Annotated in this window: 11 protein-coding genes and 6 tRNA genes; 2 read left to right on the top strand and 15 right to left on the bottom strand. The window is 55.2% G+C overall.

The annotated features are described in order from the left end of the window. Positions 1-54: 54 nt before the first annotated feature. The 6 genes from ACESYO_RS08870 to ACESYO_RS08895 all read right to left on the bottom strand — a co-directional run bounded on the left by ACESYO_RS08870 (position 55) and on the right by ACESYO_RS08895 (position 7,487). The gene (locus tag ACESYO_RS08870; RefSeq protein WP_373209815.1) at positions 55-792 is read right to left on the bottom strand and encodes a SipW-dependent-type signal peptide-containing protein; all 738 of its coding nucleotides are present in this window, start codon (positions 790-792) and stop codon (positions 55-57) included. A 27-nt stretch (positions 793-819) separates the two neighbouring features. After that, positions 820-1,362: a signal peptidase I gene (locus ACESYO_RS08875; protein ID WP_058965696.1), complete on the bottom strand. Its 543-nt coding sequence runs from the start codon at positions 1,360-1,362 to the stop codon at positions 820-822. Positions 1,363-1,389: 27 nt separating this feature from the next. Next, positions 1,390-1,983 carry a hypothetical protein gene (locus ACESYO_RS08880; RefSeq protein ID WP_373209816.1) on the bottom strand — a complete coding sequence of 198 codons (594 nt, stop codon included), beginning with the start codon at positions 1,981-1,983 and terminating at the stop codon, positions 1,390-1,392. 15 nt (positions 1,984-1,998) lie between these two features. Continuing rightward, on the bottom strand, positions 1,999-5,586 hold the full coding sequence (locus ACESYO_RS08885) for a DUF7604 domain-containing protein (protein ID WP_373209817.1): 3,588 nt from the start codon (positions 5,584-5,586) through the stop codon (positions 1,999-2,001). A 26-nt stretch (positions 5,587-5,612) separates the two neighbouring features. Then, positions 5,613-6,104 (bottom strand): hypothetical protein, encoded by a 492-nt coding sequence (locus ACESYO_RS08890; RefSeq protein WP_283129099.1) that lies wholly within the window; start codon positions 6,102-6,104, stop codon positions 5,613-5,615. A 246-nt stretch (positions 6,105-6,350) separates the two neighbouring features. Then, the gene (locus ACESYO_RS08895) at positions 6,351-7,487 is read right to left on the bottom strand and encodes a BTAD domain-containing putative transcriptional regulator (protein ID WP_373209818.1); all 1,137 of its coding nucleotides are present in this window, start codon (positions 7,485-7,487) and stop codon (positions 6,351-6,353) included. Between the two features lie 476 nt (positions 7,488-7,963). Here ACESYO_RS08895 and ACESYO_RS08900 point away from each other — a divergent pair, with 476 nt between their 5' ends. Next, positions 7,964-8,227: a helix-turn-helix domain-containing protein gene (locus ACESYO_RS08900; RefSeq protein ID WP_283129101.1), complete on the top strand. Its 264-nt coding sequence runs from the start codon at positions 7,964-7,966 to the stop codon at positions 8,225-8,227. Positions 8,228-8,545: 318 nt separating this feature from the next. On the opposite strand, the gene ACESYO_RS08905 is transcribed toward ACESYO_RS08900, so the two are convergent. The 3 genes from ACESYO_RS08905 to ACESYO_RS08915 all read right to left on the bottom strand — a co-directional run bounded on the left by ACESYO_RS08905 (position 8,546) and on the right by ACESYO_RS08915 (position 8,796). Continuing rightward, positions 8,546-8,637, bottom strand: a tRNA-Ser gene (locus tag ACESYO_RS08905). Between the two features lie 3 nt (positions 8,638-8,640). Beyond that, positions 8,641-8,715, bottom strand: a tRNA-Cys gene (locus ACESYO_RS08910). A 5-nt stretch (positions 8,716-8,720) separates the two neighbouring features. Continuing rightward, positions 8,721-8,796, bottom strand: a tRNA-Gly gene (locus ACESYO_RS08915). A gap of 32 nt (positions 8,797-8,828) precedes the next feature. On the opposite strand from ACESYO_RS08915, the gene ACESYO_RS08920 reads away from it, so the two are divergent. After that, positions 8,829-9,062, top strand: coding sequence for a hypothetical protein (locus ACESYO_RS08920; RefSeq protein WP_373209819.1), 234 nt, complete (start codon positions 8,829-8,831; stop codon positions 9,060-9,062). A 43-nt stretch (positions 9,063-9,105) separates the two neighbouring features. Here ACESYO_RS08920 and ACESYO_RS08925 read toward each other — a convergent pair. The 6 genes from ACESYO_RS08925 to ACESYO_RS08950 all read right to left on the bottom strand — a co-directional run bounded on the left by ACESYO_RS08925 (position 9,106) and on the right by ACESYO_RS08950 (position 18,631). After that, positions 9,106-9,180, bottom strand: a tRNA-Gln gene (locus ACESYO_RS08925). A 68-nt stretch (positions 9,181-9,248) separates the two neighbouring features. After that, a tRNA-His gene (locus tag ACESYO_RS08930) sits at positions 9,249-9,325 on the bottom strand. A gap of 8 nt (positions 9,326-9,333) precedes the next feature. After that, a tRNA-Arg gene (locus ACESYO_RS08935) sits at positions 9,334-9,410 on the bottom strand. A gap of 173 nt (positions 9,411-9,583) precedes the next feature. Beyond that, entirely contained in the window at positions 9,584-10,951 is a 1,368-nt protein-coding gene (locus tag ACESYO_RS08940; protein WP_276871346.1) for an MATE family efflux transporter, read from the bottom strand. A gap of 32 nt (positions 10,952-10,983) precedes the next feature. Further along, complete coding sequence (locus ACESYO_RS08945) at positions 10,984-11,643, bottom strand: pentapeptide repeat-containing protein (protein WP_373209820.1); 660 nt, start codon at positions 11,641-11,643, stop codon at positions 10,984-10,986. A gap of 178 nt (positions 11,644-11,821) precedes the next feature. Further along, positions 11,822-18,631, bottom strand: coding sequence for an exo-alpha-sialidase (locus ACESYO_RS08950; protein ID WP_373211252.1), 6,810 nt, complete (start codon positions 18,629-18,631; stop codon positions 11,822-11,824). Positions 18,632-19,198 lie beyond the last annotated feature (567 nt).

Here is a 19,198-nt window from a genome sequence, read left to right on the forward strand (position 1 = left end):
CTTTCACACACAAGGGCGGGATAGCCATGTTACTGTTTTCTTCACCATTCGGGGTCAGCCCAGCGTGGTGATCGCCTGTTTCACCGCTTCTTCCCAGGTTGCATTCTGCGCCTGAACTGCGGCACCGCTGATCTTGATCTGCTGCCCGTCTGCTTTATCAAGCTCCTCTTCGGTAGAGATATCAATGGTCAGTGTGGTATAGCGGAACAAAGGTTCCAGGGTCAGGTCATCCGTCGCTTCCGACGGGTCGAGGATCAACGGCTCCTGAGTGGTTTTATCCACATAGATGTAGTAACCATCCAGCCCAAGCATCGACTGAGCATCGTCTTTCCCATTGTCACCCGCAACCTTTTTCCAGTTTGCGGTGAGAGTGGTTTCAGTGGAGGTGTCTTCCGCTTTGAAAATGTAACCAGCAGCTGTTGCCTTGTCGCCGTTCTGGATCCGTGCAATCACATAGCAGGGAATCGAACCTTCTGTTATGTGGAAAGTAGGGTCTTTGGCAAAGGTGCTGTTCGGCCGCAAGCCTTCATAAGTCTGATCCTCTTCGGTACGATTGTTCGGATTCTGGTCCGGATGTGCCGGGTTTTCCGGCTCTTCACTTGTACCGCCGATTTTGGTTTCGTCCAGCCACAAGCCCTTGTGTGTCCCGTCATCTGCAAATCCCGAACCAATATTGAATGTATTCGTAGCGATTTGCGTTGAATCGGTCATCCAGGCCAGTGTTCCGCCAACAGCCACCGCCGCAACCAGCGACAGCGACGCCAGCGACAGGACGATTTTGCTTTTTTTCATCCAATTCCTCCTTTCCTGAATTTCCAATTAGGGATTTTGGCGGGCATCCCCGCTTTTTATTTCCGTGGCGGTTGATTGCTTTTTCTCCTTCTTTTCTTCCGGAGCGAAGATCTCCGGGATAAAAGTTAAAAGAATGATTGCAATCAGCACACCGCAGATAACCATGATTCCTGTTTTTGTGCGAATGTTCATGGCAATAAACCCCAGATACGGAATCGAAAAATCCATCTTGCCCACAATCCGGTCGAATGCAATATCGCCGTCCGGCGAATCGTTGGCATCACCCTGGGTTACCACACAGTTTTCTTCCGGCTTCACTTCGATCACCCGGTGAGTTACACGGGTATCACCGCTCAGCCGATAAGTAATCACATCGCCGGCTTCCAAAGTTTCCGGCTGAACCTCACGCACATAAACCAGGCTTCCCACCGGGATGGTGGGCTGCATGCTGCCGGTAAGCACTGCCATTTCGTCATACCCCAACAGATAGGGGACAATCAGCAGACCTGCCAGCACCAGCAGCACCACCATAATGATTCCGGAGAGAATGTTGCAAATTTTTTGAAGCACCAGTAATTCTCCTTCGCGTTGTTATTTTCAGGAATTCGAACCGCTGGCCGCTGCCGTAAATGCGTCTTTTGCCTCCTGTTTATTCCAGCTGCTTGCAAACGCAGGAACGCTTTCCGACTGGACAATTACATCGAAGGAATTGGTAACACCGCTGCCGACTCTCACTTCTGTAATCAGCTGTCCAGTTTCGCCTTCGGGTGCCAGAATCGCCTCGTAATAGTAGTAACCGTCATCATCTTTTTGCCATTTCGCTTTTCCTTCTTCTAGATCCGCCAGAATGACCCAGATCTCACCGGTTCCCGGAGTTGCCACCCCTGCCTCTGATTCAGTCTTGAACTGTACCTTACCCGGCTCCAGCAGCCCATTTTCCACATCTACAACGATGCGGGCACGGACGTATGCGCTAACCGAGCCGTTGTTTGTCACGGTGACATTCTTATTAACCGGTGTCTGCTCGCTCGGTTCTTCCGGTTCCACAATGGACGTATCCAGATCACCCACATCAAAGGTATTGGTGATTTGCTTCAGACCGGTTGTACGAAGCGCAAAGGTTGTTCCCACAACCACCAGCATCAGTAGCCCAACAATAAGGGCTGGCTTGATGTATTTCAGATGTTTCAAAATCAGTCCCCTCCCTTACTGTCTTTCCCAAGTCCAACCGCTCTCACCATTTGTGAAGTGATTCACAGCGGTGTCCTTGTCTATCTTGGAAAAATTGTTATTGTTGGCGGTGTTTGTGACGGTTAGATTTGTTTTGCCTCCCGGCGTAATTGTGAAGTTATAATAGTCGCCATTTTTTTCCAGAGTCTCTCCACCTTGCTTAATCTCTCCGTTGGTGTACCCCAGGTTGCTCAACTCACGGATCTGGTAGCTGCCCACCGGAAGTGTGATGGTGAAACTTTGATCGCCAGTCCCGTTGAACTTCAACGTTTTGTAGTAGGAATTGCCATCACCATCTTTAATCTCTACCGTGAACAGCGCCATGGTGTTGCCGTCGCAAAGGCCCTCCAAAGTCTTGGTGAAGGTCAGTTTACCATCCAATGCCGTATAATCATTCACAAACTTAACTGTGTCTTGGGTAGATGCAGAAATCACTCCGGAAATTGTTGCGTTCTCTTCGCCATTGATTGTTGTCTCACAATCATATCCTTCCACATCAAAACCAATTTCTTTGATCGTGTAATTAGTGCCCGGCTTGAGGTTCTGTAACCGTTCATCGGTAATGGTATAAACGCCACCTTGCTCTTGAAGGCTATCTAACGAAACAACAATAGCACTACCGCCATTTAGGGATACTTCAAATTGTAAGCATTTTTTCAGATTTTCCAATTTAGCTTCATCTTTAAGGATATCTCCTGTAATCTGTTTGGTAACTATTAAATTTCCAGGATGTAATCTGATAACAGGTTTTGAAAACTCATTACACTGATCTATATTATTGTAATAATAAGTAACCTCTGCTGTTCCGTTTGTATAAATGCCTTTTTTCTCAGAAAAATCGCCTGTATTTTTATCTCCAATATCTGTATAAAAAGCTTCTTCTCCTTTTTCAGACAACTCTTTATAAGCCTCGTTTGTCGCCTCAATCTGCAATTTTACAGTATAAGTATATCCCTCCTGTAATTTATAGTCTTTCGGGAAACTTAAAACCAGATTTCTATCTTCGATTGATGCAGTTATTCCCTTCGGAGTATCAATCTTTTCACCTTCCGCATTTGTTACTACAATCTCCAAATTGGCTTCTCCGTTCACCATCACTGGTTCCACATATTGACTCAATGTATCGTGAACTTGTACGTTTGTGCAAAGCAATTGGGTAACACTACCCTCTATCTTCTCAAACGCATCTAAAAGAGATTGCATATCATTGGCAGGAAAATTTCTAAAATTATCTTCGAATGTAGAATGCGAACCTTTCTGTGCTGCATCACATATGCGCTGCAATATTTTATCTGCCTCTGCTTCTGTTCCGACTCTAATGCTATAGAAGCCATTTAAATTAGATATGCGTTGCGCTTCCGTTTCAGCAGCTACAATATCCTCTTCGCTTGTTTCTCTTCCGTCTCCAACTGTATTACCCACAGAGTCATAATGGAATGTCGGCTTACCATCTGAAAGGAAAATCACATATTTTTGGGCATCAGGACGGGAATCCAGTAAAAGAGATCGAGCCTGTAAAAGGCCAGCCTGATAGTTGGTGCCTTTTCCTTGTTCTGGATCAAATGGTCCGTCTGTAACTTCTTCAAAATATTTTCCAGAATTTTCAATAATACTTTGAGTATTACGAGTCCAATACTCGGTCATGAACGCATCTTTATAATAATTAGTCGTGGTAATTCTGGAAGCAAAATGCACCATACTATATCGCACATCCAACATTTCATTGGAACTCAGGTTTGTTACTAGCTGACGAACAGCCTCCTGAACGGCCGTTCTCCGAGAACCATTCTGCCAACCACCAATGGACTCCTCCATACTATTAGAATTATCGATTATAAACACAACGTCCATCTTTGCCGGGTGATTAATACTTCCTACTGCCCCGGAAATACTCAATTCCAAATTGTAGGTTCCATCTCCATTATCTTTAACAACCTTATTCCGTTGTAGTTCCGTTTCTGTTACCACCTCACCACTATCTCCCATTTCCTTTTCACGATAGACAAGACTTACCTTAGCATTGGAATCTTCTATCGTATAAAAACCATGCGTCGGATCAAATACGCTATCATATAGGCGTAACGCAAATTGTGGAGCACGGAAAGGCCATATAGGTGGATTATCTCTCACCTGAACTCTTTGAAAACTATCCACAGCATGAGCTCTACTAGTATTATCAGCTTCATAATACAGTGCGCTCTGGAAAATATACTCTTTTCCATCCTGTGTAGTTATAGTTGATGGAACTACATCCTTAAAAGCATACTTATTATTATCTTTCTCAAGATTATAAATCCAGTTATCATGCTGGTCTATCGTCAAACCATTACCATCTGTATCAATAATACTAAATTCTATCGAGTATGTTTTTTCTCCATCAAACCTCTGATCCTCCGTCACCCATGTAATTGTAAATACAGAGAAACTATCTATATCAAATTCGACTATTAAAGCATCATTCTGTAACTGAACACCATTTTCCTCTTCCTTTTCGCCAAGCATTCTATAAGTTGCTTGTTGTGGAGCGGCCTGGGTTACCATTTCTACTTCTACAGAACCATCTTTTTCTTCTGTAAAATGATGAACACTTACACTTTCCGGACGGATGTCCGAAGTATACTCATTCGCCATCTCAATAGACACTCTTACCGGTTCTGTTGGTTCAACTTCTTTCCCATTGCTTTCAAAATGAATATCCAATGGCACCATCATTTCCCAATTATCGTAGGACTCCATCAGCCGGTCGATGAGTGAGTCTATGTCATAAGCTTCCGCATCATCCAGCAAATTGACCATCAGTTTGGCATCTTCGGGCAAAGCATTTACCGGCGCAACAACTGTTACAGTGATGCCGTCCACTGTTACCGTATATATCTTTTCTTCCGTTACTTGTGTTCCATTCACTTGCTCCAAACGAGCGTAAAGTTCATTAGTTACCCCCTCATCTAAAGCTTCCAGAGCAGCAACCTGCTCTTCAGTCAGCTCGTTCACGGCCTTCATGAAGGCTTCGTCGTCCTCAATGGCCATCAGCTCATCCAGCAGGGCCTGGCCGTCGATGGCAGGCTCCTCAGTAGCCGCAGGAGTCTCGGTGGGAACCGGAGTCTCGCTGGGCAGCGGGCTGGCGCTGGGAGCAGGAGTCGCACTGGGCGCAGGGCTCTCGCTGGGCACGGGAGTCTCGCTGGGCTGAGCGCTGGCGTTCGGAGTCTCGGTGGCTTCCGGAGCCGCGGTGGGCTCGGCGCTGGGCTGCTCGCTGGGCACAGCGGTAGCCTCGGGAGCCTGGGTGGGCTCAGCGGTCGGCTCTGCCGTGGGTTCCGCGGTGGGCTCAGCAGTGGGCTCCACGCTCTCGACCGGAGTCTCAACAGTAGGAGTCTCCTCTTCCGGCACGGTTACTTCGTCCTGAGGGACATCGTTCTCCACAACCGGGGTTTCTTCCACCTGCACCTGGCTGGTACTGTTGGTGATCTCACTGGCCGCCTCGGCGAAGGCGCTATTGGGCACGATGCTGGTGATCATCATCACCGCCAGCGCCATGCTGAGTAAACGGCTCCACATTTTGTGTTTCATAGCTGCTGCCTCCTAAGTTCGTTTGGTTATCCGTTTATGAGCGCCGCGCCCTGCTCGGCCGTTTGCTCTTGTTCGGGTGGTAAGCTTTCGTCCATTGCGCTGTCCATCAGCTTGATCAGCTCCAGCGCACTGCGGAAATTCTGTTGTTTGTTTTTATCGGCCCAGGTTACCGTGCCCTGCCAGGTGGCGTTCTGCCGGTATTTTACATGGACCACGAAGGTGGCGTCCTGCCCGGTATATGCCAGTGGATCATTGATTGCCTTTCTTGCCATACCCGGCTGCCTCCTTTGATGAGGTGAAACTCCTGTGAAGCTTCGCATTTTCAAGGTGGATTGGGGATAGTCCCATTCGTCCATCAGCTTCTCGATGGAGAACAGCACCCCTTCCGCTCCCAGAAACGGGATCGGCTGGTTGCTGAAGCGGTGATAAATCCGCCCGCTCATCCGGCTGCCCGCGTCACTGTCCACACAGACGGTGATCAAATGCAGCGGACCATTGCAAGCTGCCTGCTGTTCCATGCCGATCCCTCCTTTTCACTGTTTTAACACTTATCACTATACCATCGGCTAGTAAAGGAACGGTTAAAGTGAGCCTCTTGCAGGCGTGGTTTTCGTAACGGTCTGCTGTTTTTTTACCGGAACAGACTTTCCCACTGCCCCAATCCCCAAATTTGAAGGCGAAAGAGCACAAAAAAAGAACCTGCATGCTGTTTTAGCACACAGGTTCTTTTCTGTTTCTTAACTTTTGTTTTTGATGCGGGATGCTTAACCCCAGTTCACGCTGCCGCTCTTCCACTGCTGTGGGCTCATATCGCCCACAGGGGCCATCTTATAATGAAGGGTCACGGCGGGGCCGCGGCTGCCGCGGCGCAGCTCAGTGTAGCACTCGTCGATCCGCTGGATGACGATACTGCAATTCTCACGGTTGATGCCCATGAGCAGGATCAGGAACCGGTCATCCTCGGCGCGGGTGTAGATATCGCCCCGGCGCAGCGCGGAGTGAATCGCCTCGCCCACCTGGGGCATCACCTGCGCCACCTGGCTCCGCTGCTCGATGCGGTGGCCCTGCTTGTCGGTAATCCAGCACATCATCAGGTAGGCCGACTGACCACTGCGCTCCAGCATACGGCTCACAGTGCGGTATGTATCGATAAAGCTGGGGAAGGGGCAATAATATGCGCCGCGGGATACATCCTCTTCCTTGAGCACTTCCTGCAGCTGTTCCAGTGAAGCCTTGCTGCTGGGCAATACGGTTTCCAGCTGGCGCATGCACTCGTTCAGCCGTTCGCTGGGCTTGACGCCGAATTCATCCAGCATGCGGTTGGCAGTTTCTTCGTAGACTTCCTTGGCCTCCTGATAGCGCTGCATGGCCAGCAGGCTCTGAATGCGAAGGATGTCCCAGTCCTCCTGAGGACACAGGCCGGATGCCCGGGTGGAAACCCGCAGCATCTGCTGCCAGTCCTGCCGCTGGCGAAGTTCTTCGCAGAGAGCGTGCACACAGGCCGCATATTCTTCTTTATAGTGAACCGCTGCCACCATGGCCCAGTCACATCCGGCCAGATGGGGCAGAAAATCGCCGTTATAAAGGTTACAGGCAGTTTCCAGAAGCTCCACCCGCTCTTCCCCCTGAGCGGCCAGCGCCAGCTCCGCCTGCTGGTGAAACTGGAAGGAATCCACCGTGATCTCTTCCGATGTGATCAGATAATAACTGCCCGCCTTGAATACCACGGTGGTATCCTCCAGGCCTACCTGCTTCAAAATACGCCGCAGGTTGCTGATGGTCACCTTCAGGTTGTTGGCCGGATTGGTCACACCATCCTCGTAGCCAAACAGCTGGTCCATCAGGACGTCCTTAGGCACGCCCTCCTCCCCATGGAACAGCAGCATCTGCAGCACCTGCATGGAGCGCGTGACGTTATTTCTTTCTAATTTCAGCGGTTCGCCATTGTGGCGGAGCACAAACCCGCCAAACATTGCTACTTCCAAACTCACAGCCAATCCCCACTTTACTTTGGGCACAACGCCCGGGTTTTGTTTGCGCCGCCGGCGCCTTCAAAACCAAAATCCAAACTTTTTCTTAGTATAACACAATCTGTGGTTAAAAACCATCAAACATACGATTCTGTTACCTTTCCGCGCAGAATGCCCAAACCCGGTTTTCAATTTTCGTTTTCATCATAACAGAATTTTTTCGCATTTGTCCAGCAGAAACATTGCATAATCGGTTATCTTTTCTGAAAACCGGATTGAATTTGTAGGCAGATTTGGCGCAAACCCGGGCCAAATTTGCCAAATTTGCCTACAAAGTCCACTTTTTCCCCCACAGACTTTCAAAACGCACTACACTATATATAAAGTAAAGGAGGGAATCTTGCGGCATGAAATTCAGAAGAGCATTTTCATCAGAGATCTTTATCCGCCGTCACCAAATGGGTCTTACGCAAGAGACCGTGGCAGAGCTGGCGGGAATCTCGACCCGATGGTATCAGCAAATTGAGAGCGGGCGACGCACGCCCAGCGGCCGCCTGCTGCTGCGTCTGTGCGCCATTCTTCAGATCGACGCCCGGTTGTTTTACGGTACGGTCGGTCTGGATCCCGCCCAACTGAACTGGCTTGATCAATCGGATCATCAGGCCGGCTGAACAGAACAGCCCGGGAAGGAGGAAAACTTCCCGGGCTGTTTTTACGGCGATCACCCTTTCGCCCGGTAAAACCTTTTCTGAACGAAAAAATCCGCAAGCCTCTCAGCTTACGGATTTCTCTGGCGGAAAGAGAGGGATTTGGAAATCTTTGCTGCGCAAAGCTTCCCGCGCTTGGGGCATAGCCCCGGCGCGCAGATCGCCTGAAAACCTGCCACTGGCAGCTTTTCTTCACGGCGATCACCCTTTCGGGTTCGAATCCCCGGTGAAATCTTTTCTGAACGAAAAAAATCCGCAAGCCTTTCAGCTTACGGATTTTTCTGGCGGAAAGAGAGGGATTCGAACCCTCGGTGGGTTTATGGCCCACACACGATTTCCAGTCGTGCGCCTTAGACCAGCTCAGCCATCTTTCCATGTGGAGGTGCTGACCAGATTTGAACTGGTGAATGAAGGTTTTGCAGACCTTTGCCTTACCACTTGGCCACAGCACCAAATTTGGAGCGGCTTACGAGGCTCGAACTCGCTACCTCCACCTTGGCAAGGTGGCGCTCTACCAGATGAGCTAAAGCCGCAAATTGTTGCTCAGTTATAATACCATAGCCTTATGAAAAATGCAACCCCTAAACTGCCACTTTTTTCATTTTTTATGTTTCTTTTTGAGAAAATGCCGATTCGCCCCCGCACATCTTTCCTGTCTCGCCAAAAGATGCCCCCGCTGCCCGGGCTCCTGGCTGGGGCTGCCGTATCTCCAAAGCCGGAAGAAAAGGCGGAAACCGCTGCAACTGATCTTCCTGCGCTTTACAAATCGCCTGCGTATCTGGCCAAAAGTGACCGATGAATCAAAAAAATCGACAAGTACCACAGGGCACCTGTCGATTTTTTGGTTGGGTTGGCGGGATTCGAACCCACGGATGCGGGAGTCAAAGTCCCGTGCCTTACCGCTTGGCGACAACCCAGCAAAAACGCCGTGCTTACGGCGGGATGATATAGAAAAAAGCGAACTCTTTCGAATTCGCTTTTTTAGTGGGGTGGCTAGTGGGATTCGAACCCACGGCCTCCAGAGCCACAATCTGGCGCGCTAGCCAACTGCGCCATAGCCACCACATGTTTGGTGCGCCCGGAGGGACTCGAACCCCCGGCCCACTGCTTAGAAGGCAGTTGCTCTATCCACCTGAGCTACGGGCGCTTAGTCGTTCTTCCCTGGGAGACGCTGCTCAAATATAATACCATTCCCCCCAGGTATTGTCAATAGCTTTTTTCAAGTTTTTTTAAGAAACTTTTTCGACCCGAATTTTACCGTTTCAGGCGCCCGCGCCGGAGCATTTTCTCACGCCCGGCGCGGGCATCTTTTCCGTCAATTCAGTTCTCTGCTTTCTGTTCCATTTTGCGCTGCAGTTTTTTCCAGAACACCGCAAACATGATCACAAGAATCACACCCTTACAGATGCTGGAGATGGAGATGCTCCACCAGATGCCGTTCAGGCCCAGTGCGGTGCTGGTCAGCACCATGGCCAGCGGGATGCGTGCCATGGTGAGCACCATGCTCAGAATACTGGGCGGCGCGGTATGGCCAAGGCCCGCATAAGCTCCCTCCACCAGAATCTCCCAGCACATGAACAGCTCGGAAAAGCCCAGAATCACCAGATAGTCCACACCCAGCGGCCGAACCGCCTCCTCCGGAATGAAGAATCCGAAGATGGGGCCCGCGGCAAAAATCAACAGGCAGCTGCAGAATACGCCCCACAGGCTCATCATGGCGAAGGCGGCGGCAAAGCCCTTCTTCGCACGTTTCAGATTGCCCGCGCCATAGTTCTGGCCCATAAAGCTGTTCACCGCAGCGGCAAAGCCGTCCGCCGTCATCCAGCTGATGGACTCGATCTGACTGCCCACCTTCTGAGCGGCCACCGCATTATCGCCGAAGGCGGCCACCATGCGGGCGATGTACATGGAAATCAGCGGGAACACCACATTCATCACAGTGGCAGGGCCACTGATGCGTACCAGCGCCCAGAGCTCATCCCGGGTGGTGCGCTGGGTCAGGCGCACCGCATCGAACAGGCAGCGATCCTGCCGGGCATAAGCCACCAGCAGCACAAACACCACCACCTGCGCCATCACGGTGGCCAGCGCAGCGCCCGCCACCTCCATACGGGGAACCGGCCCCACGCCGAAGATGAGCACCGGATCCAGCACAAAGTTCAGCCCCAGACCGCAGCACATGGCCAGAAACGGCGTGTGACTGTTGCCCGTGGCGTTGATCACCGCAATGAGTACCTGGTTCAAAAAGGAAAAGAACATGCCAAGGCCCACGATGATCAGATACACCCGCGCCTGCGCAATTACCTGCGGGCTGTTCAGCTGGAAAAAGCCGATCAGTGGCCCGGCCCCCGCCACCATCAGCAGCGTATAGACCAGAGAAATGACGGTAGCCAACTGAATGGCCGCAGCCGCATAGCGGGCAGCGGCCTGCTTGTCACCCGCGCCCAGACGCTGGGCCACCAGCACCTGCCCGCCGGTCTTGCCCAGAATCGCCAGACCGTTGGACAGCCACATGAACATGCCGGCAGCGCCCACAGCTGCCACTGCACCTGCGCCCACGCGGCCGACCCAGATCATATCCACCAGATTGTATGCCATCTGCACCAGCTGGGAGCCCATGATGGGCAAGGCCAGTGCGGTAAGGCTTTTCAGGATACTGCCGTGCAGCAGATCCACCTGCTTTGCCATTGTAATTGTTTCCTCCTCTTTTCTGTTTTCCGTCAGCGGATCACAAGCCCCAGCACCCGGGCAAGATCCGCAGCCTGGCTCACGTTCACGATTGCGCCCCGCAGCTCCTTACCGGTATCGCTGACCGCAATGCCCTCCATGCGGCTGCTGGTGAAATCCAGGCCGTTTAAAAGCGTGCCGAAAAAGCTGGTCCCCATCAGGGTACATTCCCGAAACACCAGTCCCTTGTGGCGGCACTGGGCCAGAAACGCCTCGCTCAGATCCACCTCCTGCAGCTGTACCTGCTGCAGCAGTGCCCCGGTCAGATTGGCCTGCCGCAGACTGGTGCCGGTCATCTGCACATGGGCCAGCCGGCTGCCCGCAAGGCTCGCCCCCAGCGCCTTGGTGTTTTCGATCCTGCAGCGGCAGAAATCCGCATCCTCCGCCTGAAGGCCCGAGCAGTCGCAGCCCCGCAGCACCACGTCCGAAAAGCGTGCTCCGTGCCAGTTGGCGCCGGTGAACCGGCAGTTCTGGAACAGGCATCCCTGCACCTCCAGCTCGGTCATATCCATACCGGTCAGGTCTGCCCCAACGATCTGCCAGCCGGTAAGCGCATCGCCCCGAGCCAGCGCCATATCCACCAGCTCCTCCGGCCGCTCCGCCAGCTCCAGCCGTGCGGGCAGCGCAGGCTCCAGCAGCCTGCTTCGTTCCATTGCCTTCTCCTCCTTTTTGTCTGTTCTGCACTGGTTCTATCATAATCCATTCCAGCGGGCGGCACAATCCCCCCTGCCACCTTTGCCTGCATCACAAGGCCCGGCGGCCCCTTCCGAAACCGGAAGGAGCCGCCGGGCTGCTTTAAAAGAATATTATGTCGGGAGCCGGTGTATTGCTTCAGCTCTGTTTACGGCGCAGCAGCACCAGTGCCGCCGCACAGGCCAGTGCCAGACCGCTCAGCGCAGCCAGCGGCCAGACAGCATCGCCGGTCTGAGCGGACGCCGCACCGGTGGGCGCGGAAGTGGCCGCCGGTGCCGTACTGCTGGCGGAATTGCTGCCGCCGTTCTGACTGCCCTGCTGGCCGCCACCCTGATCCGGCGTGGGCGCAGGAGTGGGAACCGGTGTGGGCACAGGCGTCGGGGCGGGAGTCTCTTCCGGCCCGCTCTCATTCCGGGTATAGGAACCGGTCACCACCAGATTCTGCTCGGGCATGGTCTGGGGCAGGTTCTGCCATCCGCTGAAGGTGTAGCCCTCATGCTCCGGCGCGGCAGGCGCGGTGATCTTCTCGCCCGCCTTGCCGGAAAGGGTGGCAAAGCTTTCGTTGGCAAAATATTCGCCGGTGATCTGGAAGGTCACGGTATAAAGCACGTCGGCCTTTTTCTCCAGACTGCTCATCGCCCGGAACAGCGCTCCGGTAGCCTGATCAATGGCTTTCTGGGCCTGCTCCGCCCGGGTCTGTGCAGAGGCAAGACGGCTGACCGCCTGCACGAACAGCACGCCGTCCTGCGCCGCGGCCTGTTCGGCGGCAGCACGTTTTTCCTCCAGCAGGCTCCAGCTGGCAGGGGTATAGAGGGCCTCGTCCAGCTTGTCCACAGCTGCCAGCAGCTTTTTCAGGCCGGAAGCGTCGGTGCGGTAATAGCTCTCGCCTGCCTTCAGCTCGCTCTTCAGATAGAACGCCATCTCTCCGCCCTTTGTTTCAGAGACGCGGAACCGGCCGTTCTGAACCAGATAATAGGTGGCGCCATCCAGCTCGGTGCTGATCTGATAACCGCCCTCCCCGTTGCCGGTGATGGCAAAGTGGGTGGGGGTTTCGGATACCGGCGCCCAGTCGTCGCCGCTGGAGCCCTGTACCGCCAGATAATGGCCCGGCCACGCCATGCTCTCCAGAGTATAGCCCTGCTCGGTTCCGGTCACCTTCCAGGTCTGGGTGTCCATGGTAAAGGAGAGTTTGTCGTAGTTCGGATTGAGTTCGCCGCCCTGATCGGTCACAGCCAGCTGATCCACACGATTCAGATTCTTTGCGGAATACAGAACCTTTCCGCCGGAGACGATGGCATATACGCCATCCTCAATGGGGGTCTGCACCTTCAGCAGGGCGTTGTCGTTGCGGGCAATGCCCTCCATGACCCCGCTGTTTTCAAACTCGTCGGGCACCGTCACGGTGTTTTCGTCGGACACATACACCCGCACGCTGTCGCTCAGGGTGAGCACCCGGTCCCCGCATACCGCCTGCGCGGTCACGGTCAGGGTCGCCTTGCCCGCCGCCTGTGCGGTCAGGGTCACCGCTTCGTCCACGGCGGTTTCGGTCTTGTCCAGCTTCGCCACCTGGGTTTCGCCGTCCGCTGCAATGCTCCACTGGAGTTTGCTCTGCAGCTCGCCCTTCGCCTGGGCGTTCAGCTGCACGCTGTCGCCTGCGTTCAGTGCAAGATCGCCGGAAGCAAGGCTCAGAGAGGGAATCTCACTCAGATATTCCCAACCTTCGCCCAGCAGGCTGGTCATGGCAAAGGAATCATACAGGATGTAGCCCGTACCGTAGCTGGTGTCCTCCTTTTCATACAGAAGGCCCAGATTCTCGCCCTCCAGCTGGGTCAGGCAGGAATACAGATAGCTGCCGGGGTATTTGATCTCCGCCGGGTTCAGCCAGATCACCTGATTGGTGGCCGCATCCACACTGCCAATGCGCAGCACGCCGTTGTTGCGGCCGCTGCCCTTCGGGTAGGAGGCCGCGATCAGATTGGTGTACACGTTATTGTCCGCATCCACCAGAGCGCCGTCCACATTGATGAAGGAGACCATGCAGTTGCCCACATAGCTCAGATCTTCGTCCCTGTGGGAGGGGCCCCAGGTCACGCCGCCGTCGTAGCTGTCGGCATAGCTGATGTAGCCGATGTCGTTGCGGGAATACATGCGGATACCGCCGTCCGGCAGAAGCACGGTCTGGGACTCGCTGGTCTTGCCCACATTGTTGGTCACATGCTCGCCCCGACGCCAGGTAGCGCCGCCGTCATCGGTGTAGATGGTGCTGGCCCGTTCCTGGCCGGTGGCATTGTCGTAGACCTGGAACAGCACCCGCTCGGTGCCGTTCTCGCCCAGCTCCACGGTCAGGCCGCGGCCGGGGCACACGCCCACAAAGCCTTCGCCCTGCTGCTTTACGTTCAGAATCTGGGGCTCGCTCCACTGAATGCCGGTTTCGGTCACGGTACCGGTGCGCAGCCAGATGTGGAAGGTGGGATAGATTTTCCATTCCGACTGACTGTAGAACACATTGTTCTGCACGGTCTTGCCGGTGATCTCCTGCTTGCACAGAGATTTCACAACCGCATCACCGCTGGTCTCGTACAGATTGTACTCTGCGTCCACCCATGCGCCGGTCAGCTGGCCGGCAGCGTCCTTGATGGGATAAAGGGTGCGGTTCTGGCCTTCCACGAGTTTGGTCTGGGGGGCCTTGCCGTCGATGTAATAGGTATAGTCTACCGCTTTGGTGGAAGCGATCTTGCCGGCTTCGCCCTTTGCAATCACCAGATTGCCGTTTGCATCAAAGCCGGTGCTCTCTTTGCCGGCGGTGCCGCCGTTCTGCAGGCCGGAATAGGCCGGGCAGGCGTCCACCACCATGTAAATGGTGCCGTCCTCACTCTGGATCAGCGCCGGATCAATGAAGGACGCGCTCTTTTTGTAAGCGCCGGGGGTCTGGTCCGGGTAATCGGCAAAATGGTTGATCATCTGCCATTCCCAGGTCTTGCCGCCGTCCCTGGAAAGGCTGACCAGCCCGTCCAGATTGTTGGCAGCGTCCATGGTGGAGCCCCAGCGGGCGTCCGCCGCGGTCAGAATCCAGCCGTTGTCCAGCGTGATCATCGCCGGAATGCGGAACCGGCGGCTGACGCCGGTCTCGTCCGGGATATAGGGCTGGCCGGTGGTCACACCGGAATGGCCGCCCTCCACCGGACCTTCGTAGCTGGCCAGATAGCTCCAGCCTTCGCCCAGCATGCCGGTGATGGTCAGGTCCTTGTAATAGATGCCGCCTGCACCGCCGTTTTCGGTGCTGCCGGGGCCGGCAGTGCCGGATTCAAACAGCAGACCCAGCGCGTCGCCGCCCTTCTGGGTCAGGCAGGAATACTGATACCGGCCCGCGAAGTCCACCTGTGCGTCGTTCAGCCAGGTAACGGTTCCGGTGGCCGCGCTCAAAGAGCCAACGCGGATCACACCGTCGGTGCGGCCGTTGCCCGCCGGGTAGGAGGCCAGCACCAGATTGCCGTAGACCTTCCCCTCCGGGCTCTTCACATAACCGGCTGCGTTGATGAAGGACACCATGCAGTTGGAGGTGTAGTTCAGCGCGTTATCCGCCACGGCCTGGCCCCAGGTTGCGCCGCCGTCGTAGCTGTCCGCGCAGGTGATCTGACCGCCCAGATTGCGGCAGAAAATGCGCATGCCGCCGTCCGGCAGGTTCACCACCTGAGACTCGCTGGTCTTGCCGCCGCTGGCCAGGTTGTTCACCCGTGCGCCGCGGGTCCAGGTTGCACCGTTATCATCGCTGTAAATCACGCTGGCATACTCGTTGCCGGTGGCGTTATCGTACAGGGGGAACACGATGCGCTGCTTGCCCTGCACGGTGGTCACCAGGCCGCGGCCGGGGCACACACCGGTGAAGGGCTCGTTTTCGGTGTATTTGATGTTCAGGAAGGTGGGCTCGCTCCACACCAGGCCGTCCGCCGTGATCTCGGCGCTGCGCAGCATGATGTAGAACACCGGATAGGCCTTCCAGGCGCTGCTGCGGTAGAACAGATTGGTCTGCACCATCTCGCCGCTGTCCAGCTGCTCCCGCATGACCTTTTCCACTGAATCGGACTTGCCGTCCCACAGGAACAGATCCAGCTCCGCATCCACCCAATAACCGGTGGCTTCGCCGCTCTCGGTGGTGATGGGGTACAGCTTCAGCTCGGTACCCTGCACCGTGACCCGGGAAGGCTCTGCATTCAGATCCACCCGGTGGGTGTAGGCGCTCTTTTCCTTGGGAGCATCGCCGTTTTCGCTGGCGAGGGCCACCAGCATGCGGCCCTGCTCGTCAAAGCCGCTGCTCTGATTGCCCATCCGGTTGCCGCCCATCAGGCCGGTGTAGGAGGGGCAGGCATCCACCACCATGTACAGCTTGCCGTCCGGCCCCTGCACCATGGAGGGGTCGATGAAGGAGGCGCTGGCCTGGCTGGTGGCGCTGTTGGCCTGATCGTCAAAGTAGTTTACGATCTCGTAGCTCCAGGTCTTGCCGCCGTCCCTGGAAACGCTCACGATGGTATCCAGGTTCTGGGGGGAGTCGGCGGTGGTCTGCCAGCGCATGTCCGCCGCAGCCACCAGCCAGCCGTTGTCCAGCGTGATCAGGGAGGGGATGCGGTAGTTCTTGCCGTTGCCGCCATCCGGTTCACCATTCACAAAGGGCTGGCCTTCGGTGGTGCCGGTAATAGCCTTCTGCGGGCCGCAGGCAGTCAGGGTAACGCTGCCCAGCTCCACCGTTTTGTCAGCGGTGTAAACCATTTTACTGGCGGCCGTAGCGGTGCCGCTGGCCTTGCGTGCGGTGAGCACACCGTCTTTCAACTGGAACGCGCCGTCGGGATTTGCGGTCAGGGTCCACTCCACAGTCGCGGGGTGTGCGCCCTCTGCGTCGGTGTAGATCCATTCGGTACCACCGGTCACCGCCAGCTGGCTGGTGCCCGCATAGCCCTGTTCCACAACCGCCTTTGTGCGCACCAGCGTGGGCTGCTCGGTCTTTTTCAGGAACAGCTGCACGGGGCTGCCCTGCTCGCTGGTGGTAAAGCCGCCGTTTTCCACAGCCAGCTTTCCATCGCCGGTGCCGATGGTATAGGTGTTGTTGTCGTTCTTCGTCACGGTGAGCAGCACCGGGGCATCGCTGCGGAATACGCCCTCACTGCCCAGACCCAGATAAACCGGGCCATCCGGCGTCATGGCGGTGAGATACACCCCGCCCTCTGTGCTGGTGAGCGACAGCTCCGCGCCGGCCAGCGCCTCGTTGGCATTGGTCAGCTTACCGGTCCGGTCGTCCCGCAGGCCCTCGTTGGCGTTGTTCTCGCCGCTGGTGGAAAGAATGCGGAAGCCATTGTCGTAGCCCACCACAGCATATACACCATCGGTCAGCGTATCAGACTCAGCCCGGGTGTAGCCGTCGATTTTCAGTTCCGTCTCATTCAGAGTGATGTCCCGGGCATAGAGCCAGAGGGTGTAACTCTTGCCTTCCACCAGATTGCGGGGACCCCAGAAATCGGTGATATGATTGGGGAACTGGGTGGTATCGCCTTTGCGGTTAAAATCCAGCACACGGCTGCCGCCTTCGATCTGCCAGCCGTCTCCCGCCTTGACCACGCCCAGCTTTACCGCCTGAGCCGATACCATATTGCTTTCCGCCAGCGCCAGATAGTTGCCGCTTTTGGCGTTCTGCAGGCTGAAGCCGTCGTCCATGGCGCTGCCCATCAGGGTCAGATCCTCCATGGAAAGGGTGCTGCCGTCCTTCAGCCAGGCGGCCTGCACACTGCCGTCGGTCAGGGTCAGCTTTACGGTGACGGTACCGTCCGCACCGTTCAGCGCGCCGGGGTTCAGGCTCTTGCCCGCGTCGCTCAGGTATAGAGCATACACCTCGTCTTTATAGGCTTCATTCTTGCCCCGGGTCACAATCAGGTATTCCTTGCTCAGATCCAGCTGACTGCTGGTATACAGCGAAAAGCCGGGAATCTGAGGGGCACTTTCATCCGCCTGACGAACATACAGGTAGACGCTGTACGCCGTTTCCGACTGGGGACCCCAGAAATCGGTCTGAGCGCCGGTGAACTTGCCGCCGTCGCCGTTGATGTTGAAGCTGAGCACCCGGTTATGGGCCGCGTTCCACAGGTTATAGGAACCGTCGGCCTTTTTCTCCACGGCCAGATAGTTCTCGGAGCCGGCGGTCATGCTGCCGTCCAGCTTCAGCCACTGGCCGGTTGCCGCGTTGGAGAAGGCATAGCCGCCCTCCTCGTTCTGCTTCACGTCCAGCAGCAGCTGATCCAGCGAAAGCTGTTCGCCGTTTTTGAGCCAGGCAGCGCTCACCGCGCCGTCGGTCAGGGTCAGCTGGGCAGTCACCGCGCCCTTTGCCTTCAGGGCTCCGGGACTGGTGGACGCGCCGTCCGCGCTCAGATACAGCGCGTATACATCGTTGCTGCCTTCCCGCTGATCCTGAGCCACCAGTAGATACTGGGCGGCAGTGTCGATGGCTTCGCCGGTGTACTGTTCAAAGCCCGGGATCTGAGGCGCGGCCTTTTTGCTCTGGGCCGCTCTGTCCACCTCATCCGGCACCGCCGCAGGGGTTTCCTCTGCCGCGGGCACACTACTGTCCACCGGAGTCTCCGTGGGTACCGGGGTTCCGGTCGAAGCCGGTACTTCGGTGGGCGCCGAAGTTTCAGCCGGTGCCGGCGCTTCGGTGGGCGCCGGAGTTTCGGCCGGTGCCGGAGTTTCAGCCGAAGCCGGTGCTTCGGTGGCTACTGAAGTTTCGGCCGGTGCTGGTGCTTCGGTGGACGCCGGCAGTTCACCGGGTGCGGCTTCTTCGCTCAAATCCGCGCCGGATACTGCCAGCACCGGCAGCGGTTCCTCTGCCGCAAAAACAGGGGCCGCCGTGCTGGCCATCACACAAACTGCCAGCAGCAGCGACACCATGCGTTTGATCTTCAATTTCATGCTATCCTTAACCTTTCCGCTGTTCTGCGTTTCATTCCTTGCGCAACGGCGTTTTTTTGCCTTCCTCCTCTCCGCTTCATCTATTTGCACATTGCACAGATTTTCTCGTCAATGATAGCATTTTTCAGTGATATGTATATATCGTTTTCCACTTTTCGGCTTAATGGAAAAATTTTTCATCCTTTTGTGTAAATCATGAAATTTTCCTTCATCAAAATGCCTATTTTTTTAATAGATTTTTGTTTGGTATGAATATTGCTTTTTTGTCGAACATACGTTCTAAGAAAAACTGCGTAATCCGTTTCTTCTTTTTCTCTGCCCGCTTTTGCCCCTGAAATATCAGGTTGATTTTTCTCTCTTTTTGCATTTTCCTTTTATTTTTCTTGCGCTTTCATCCATCTGTCTTTTCGTGTTACCGGTCAAGATGCCTGTATGCCAAAAGAAAACAGGCCCCGGAAGCAAAACGCTTCCGGGGCCTGCTCATCCATTTCTTCCGAGCCAGAGATGCAGAGACATCGATCCGCCCTGCCGACACAACGAAAAAGACCCGGTCGAATGACCGGGTCT

The organism is Allofournierella massiliensis, from assembly GCF_964241245.1.
Classification (GTDB): Bacteria; Bacillota; Clostridia; order Oscillospirales; family Ruminococcaceae; genus Allofournierella; species Allofournierella massiliensis.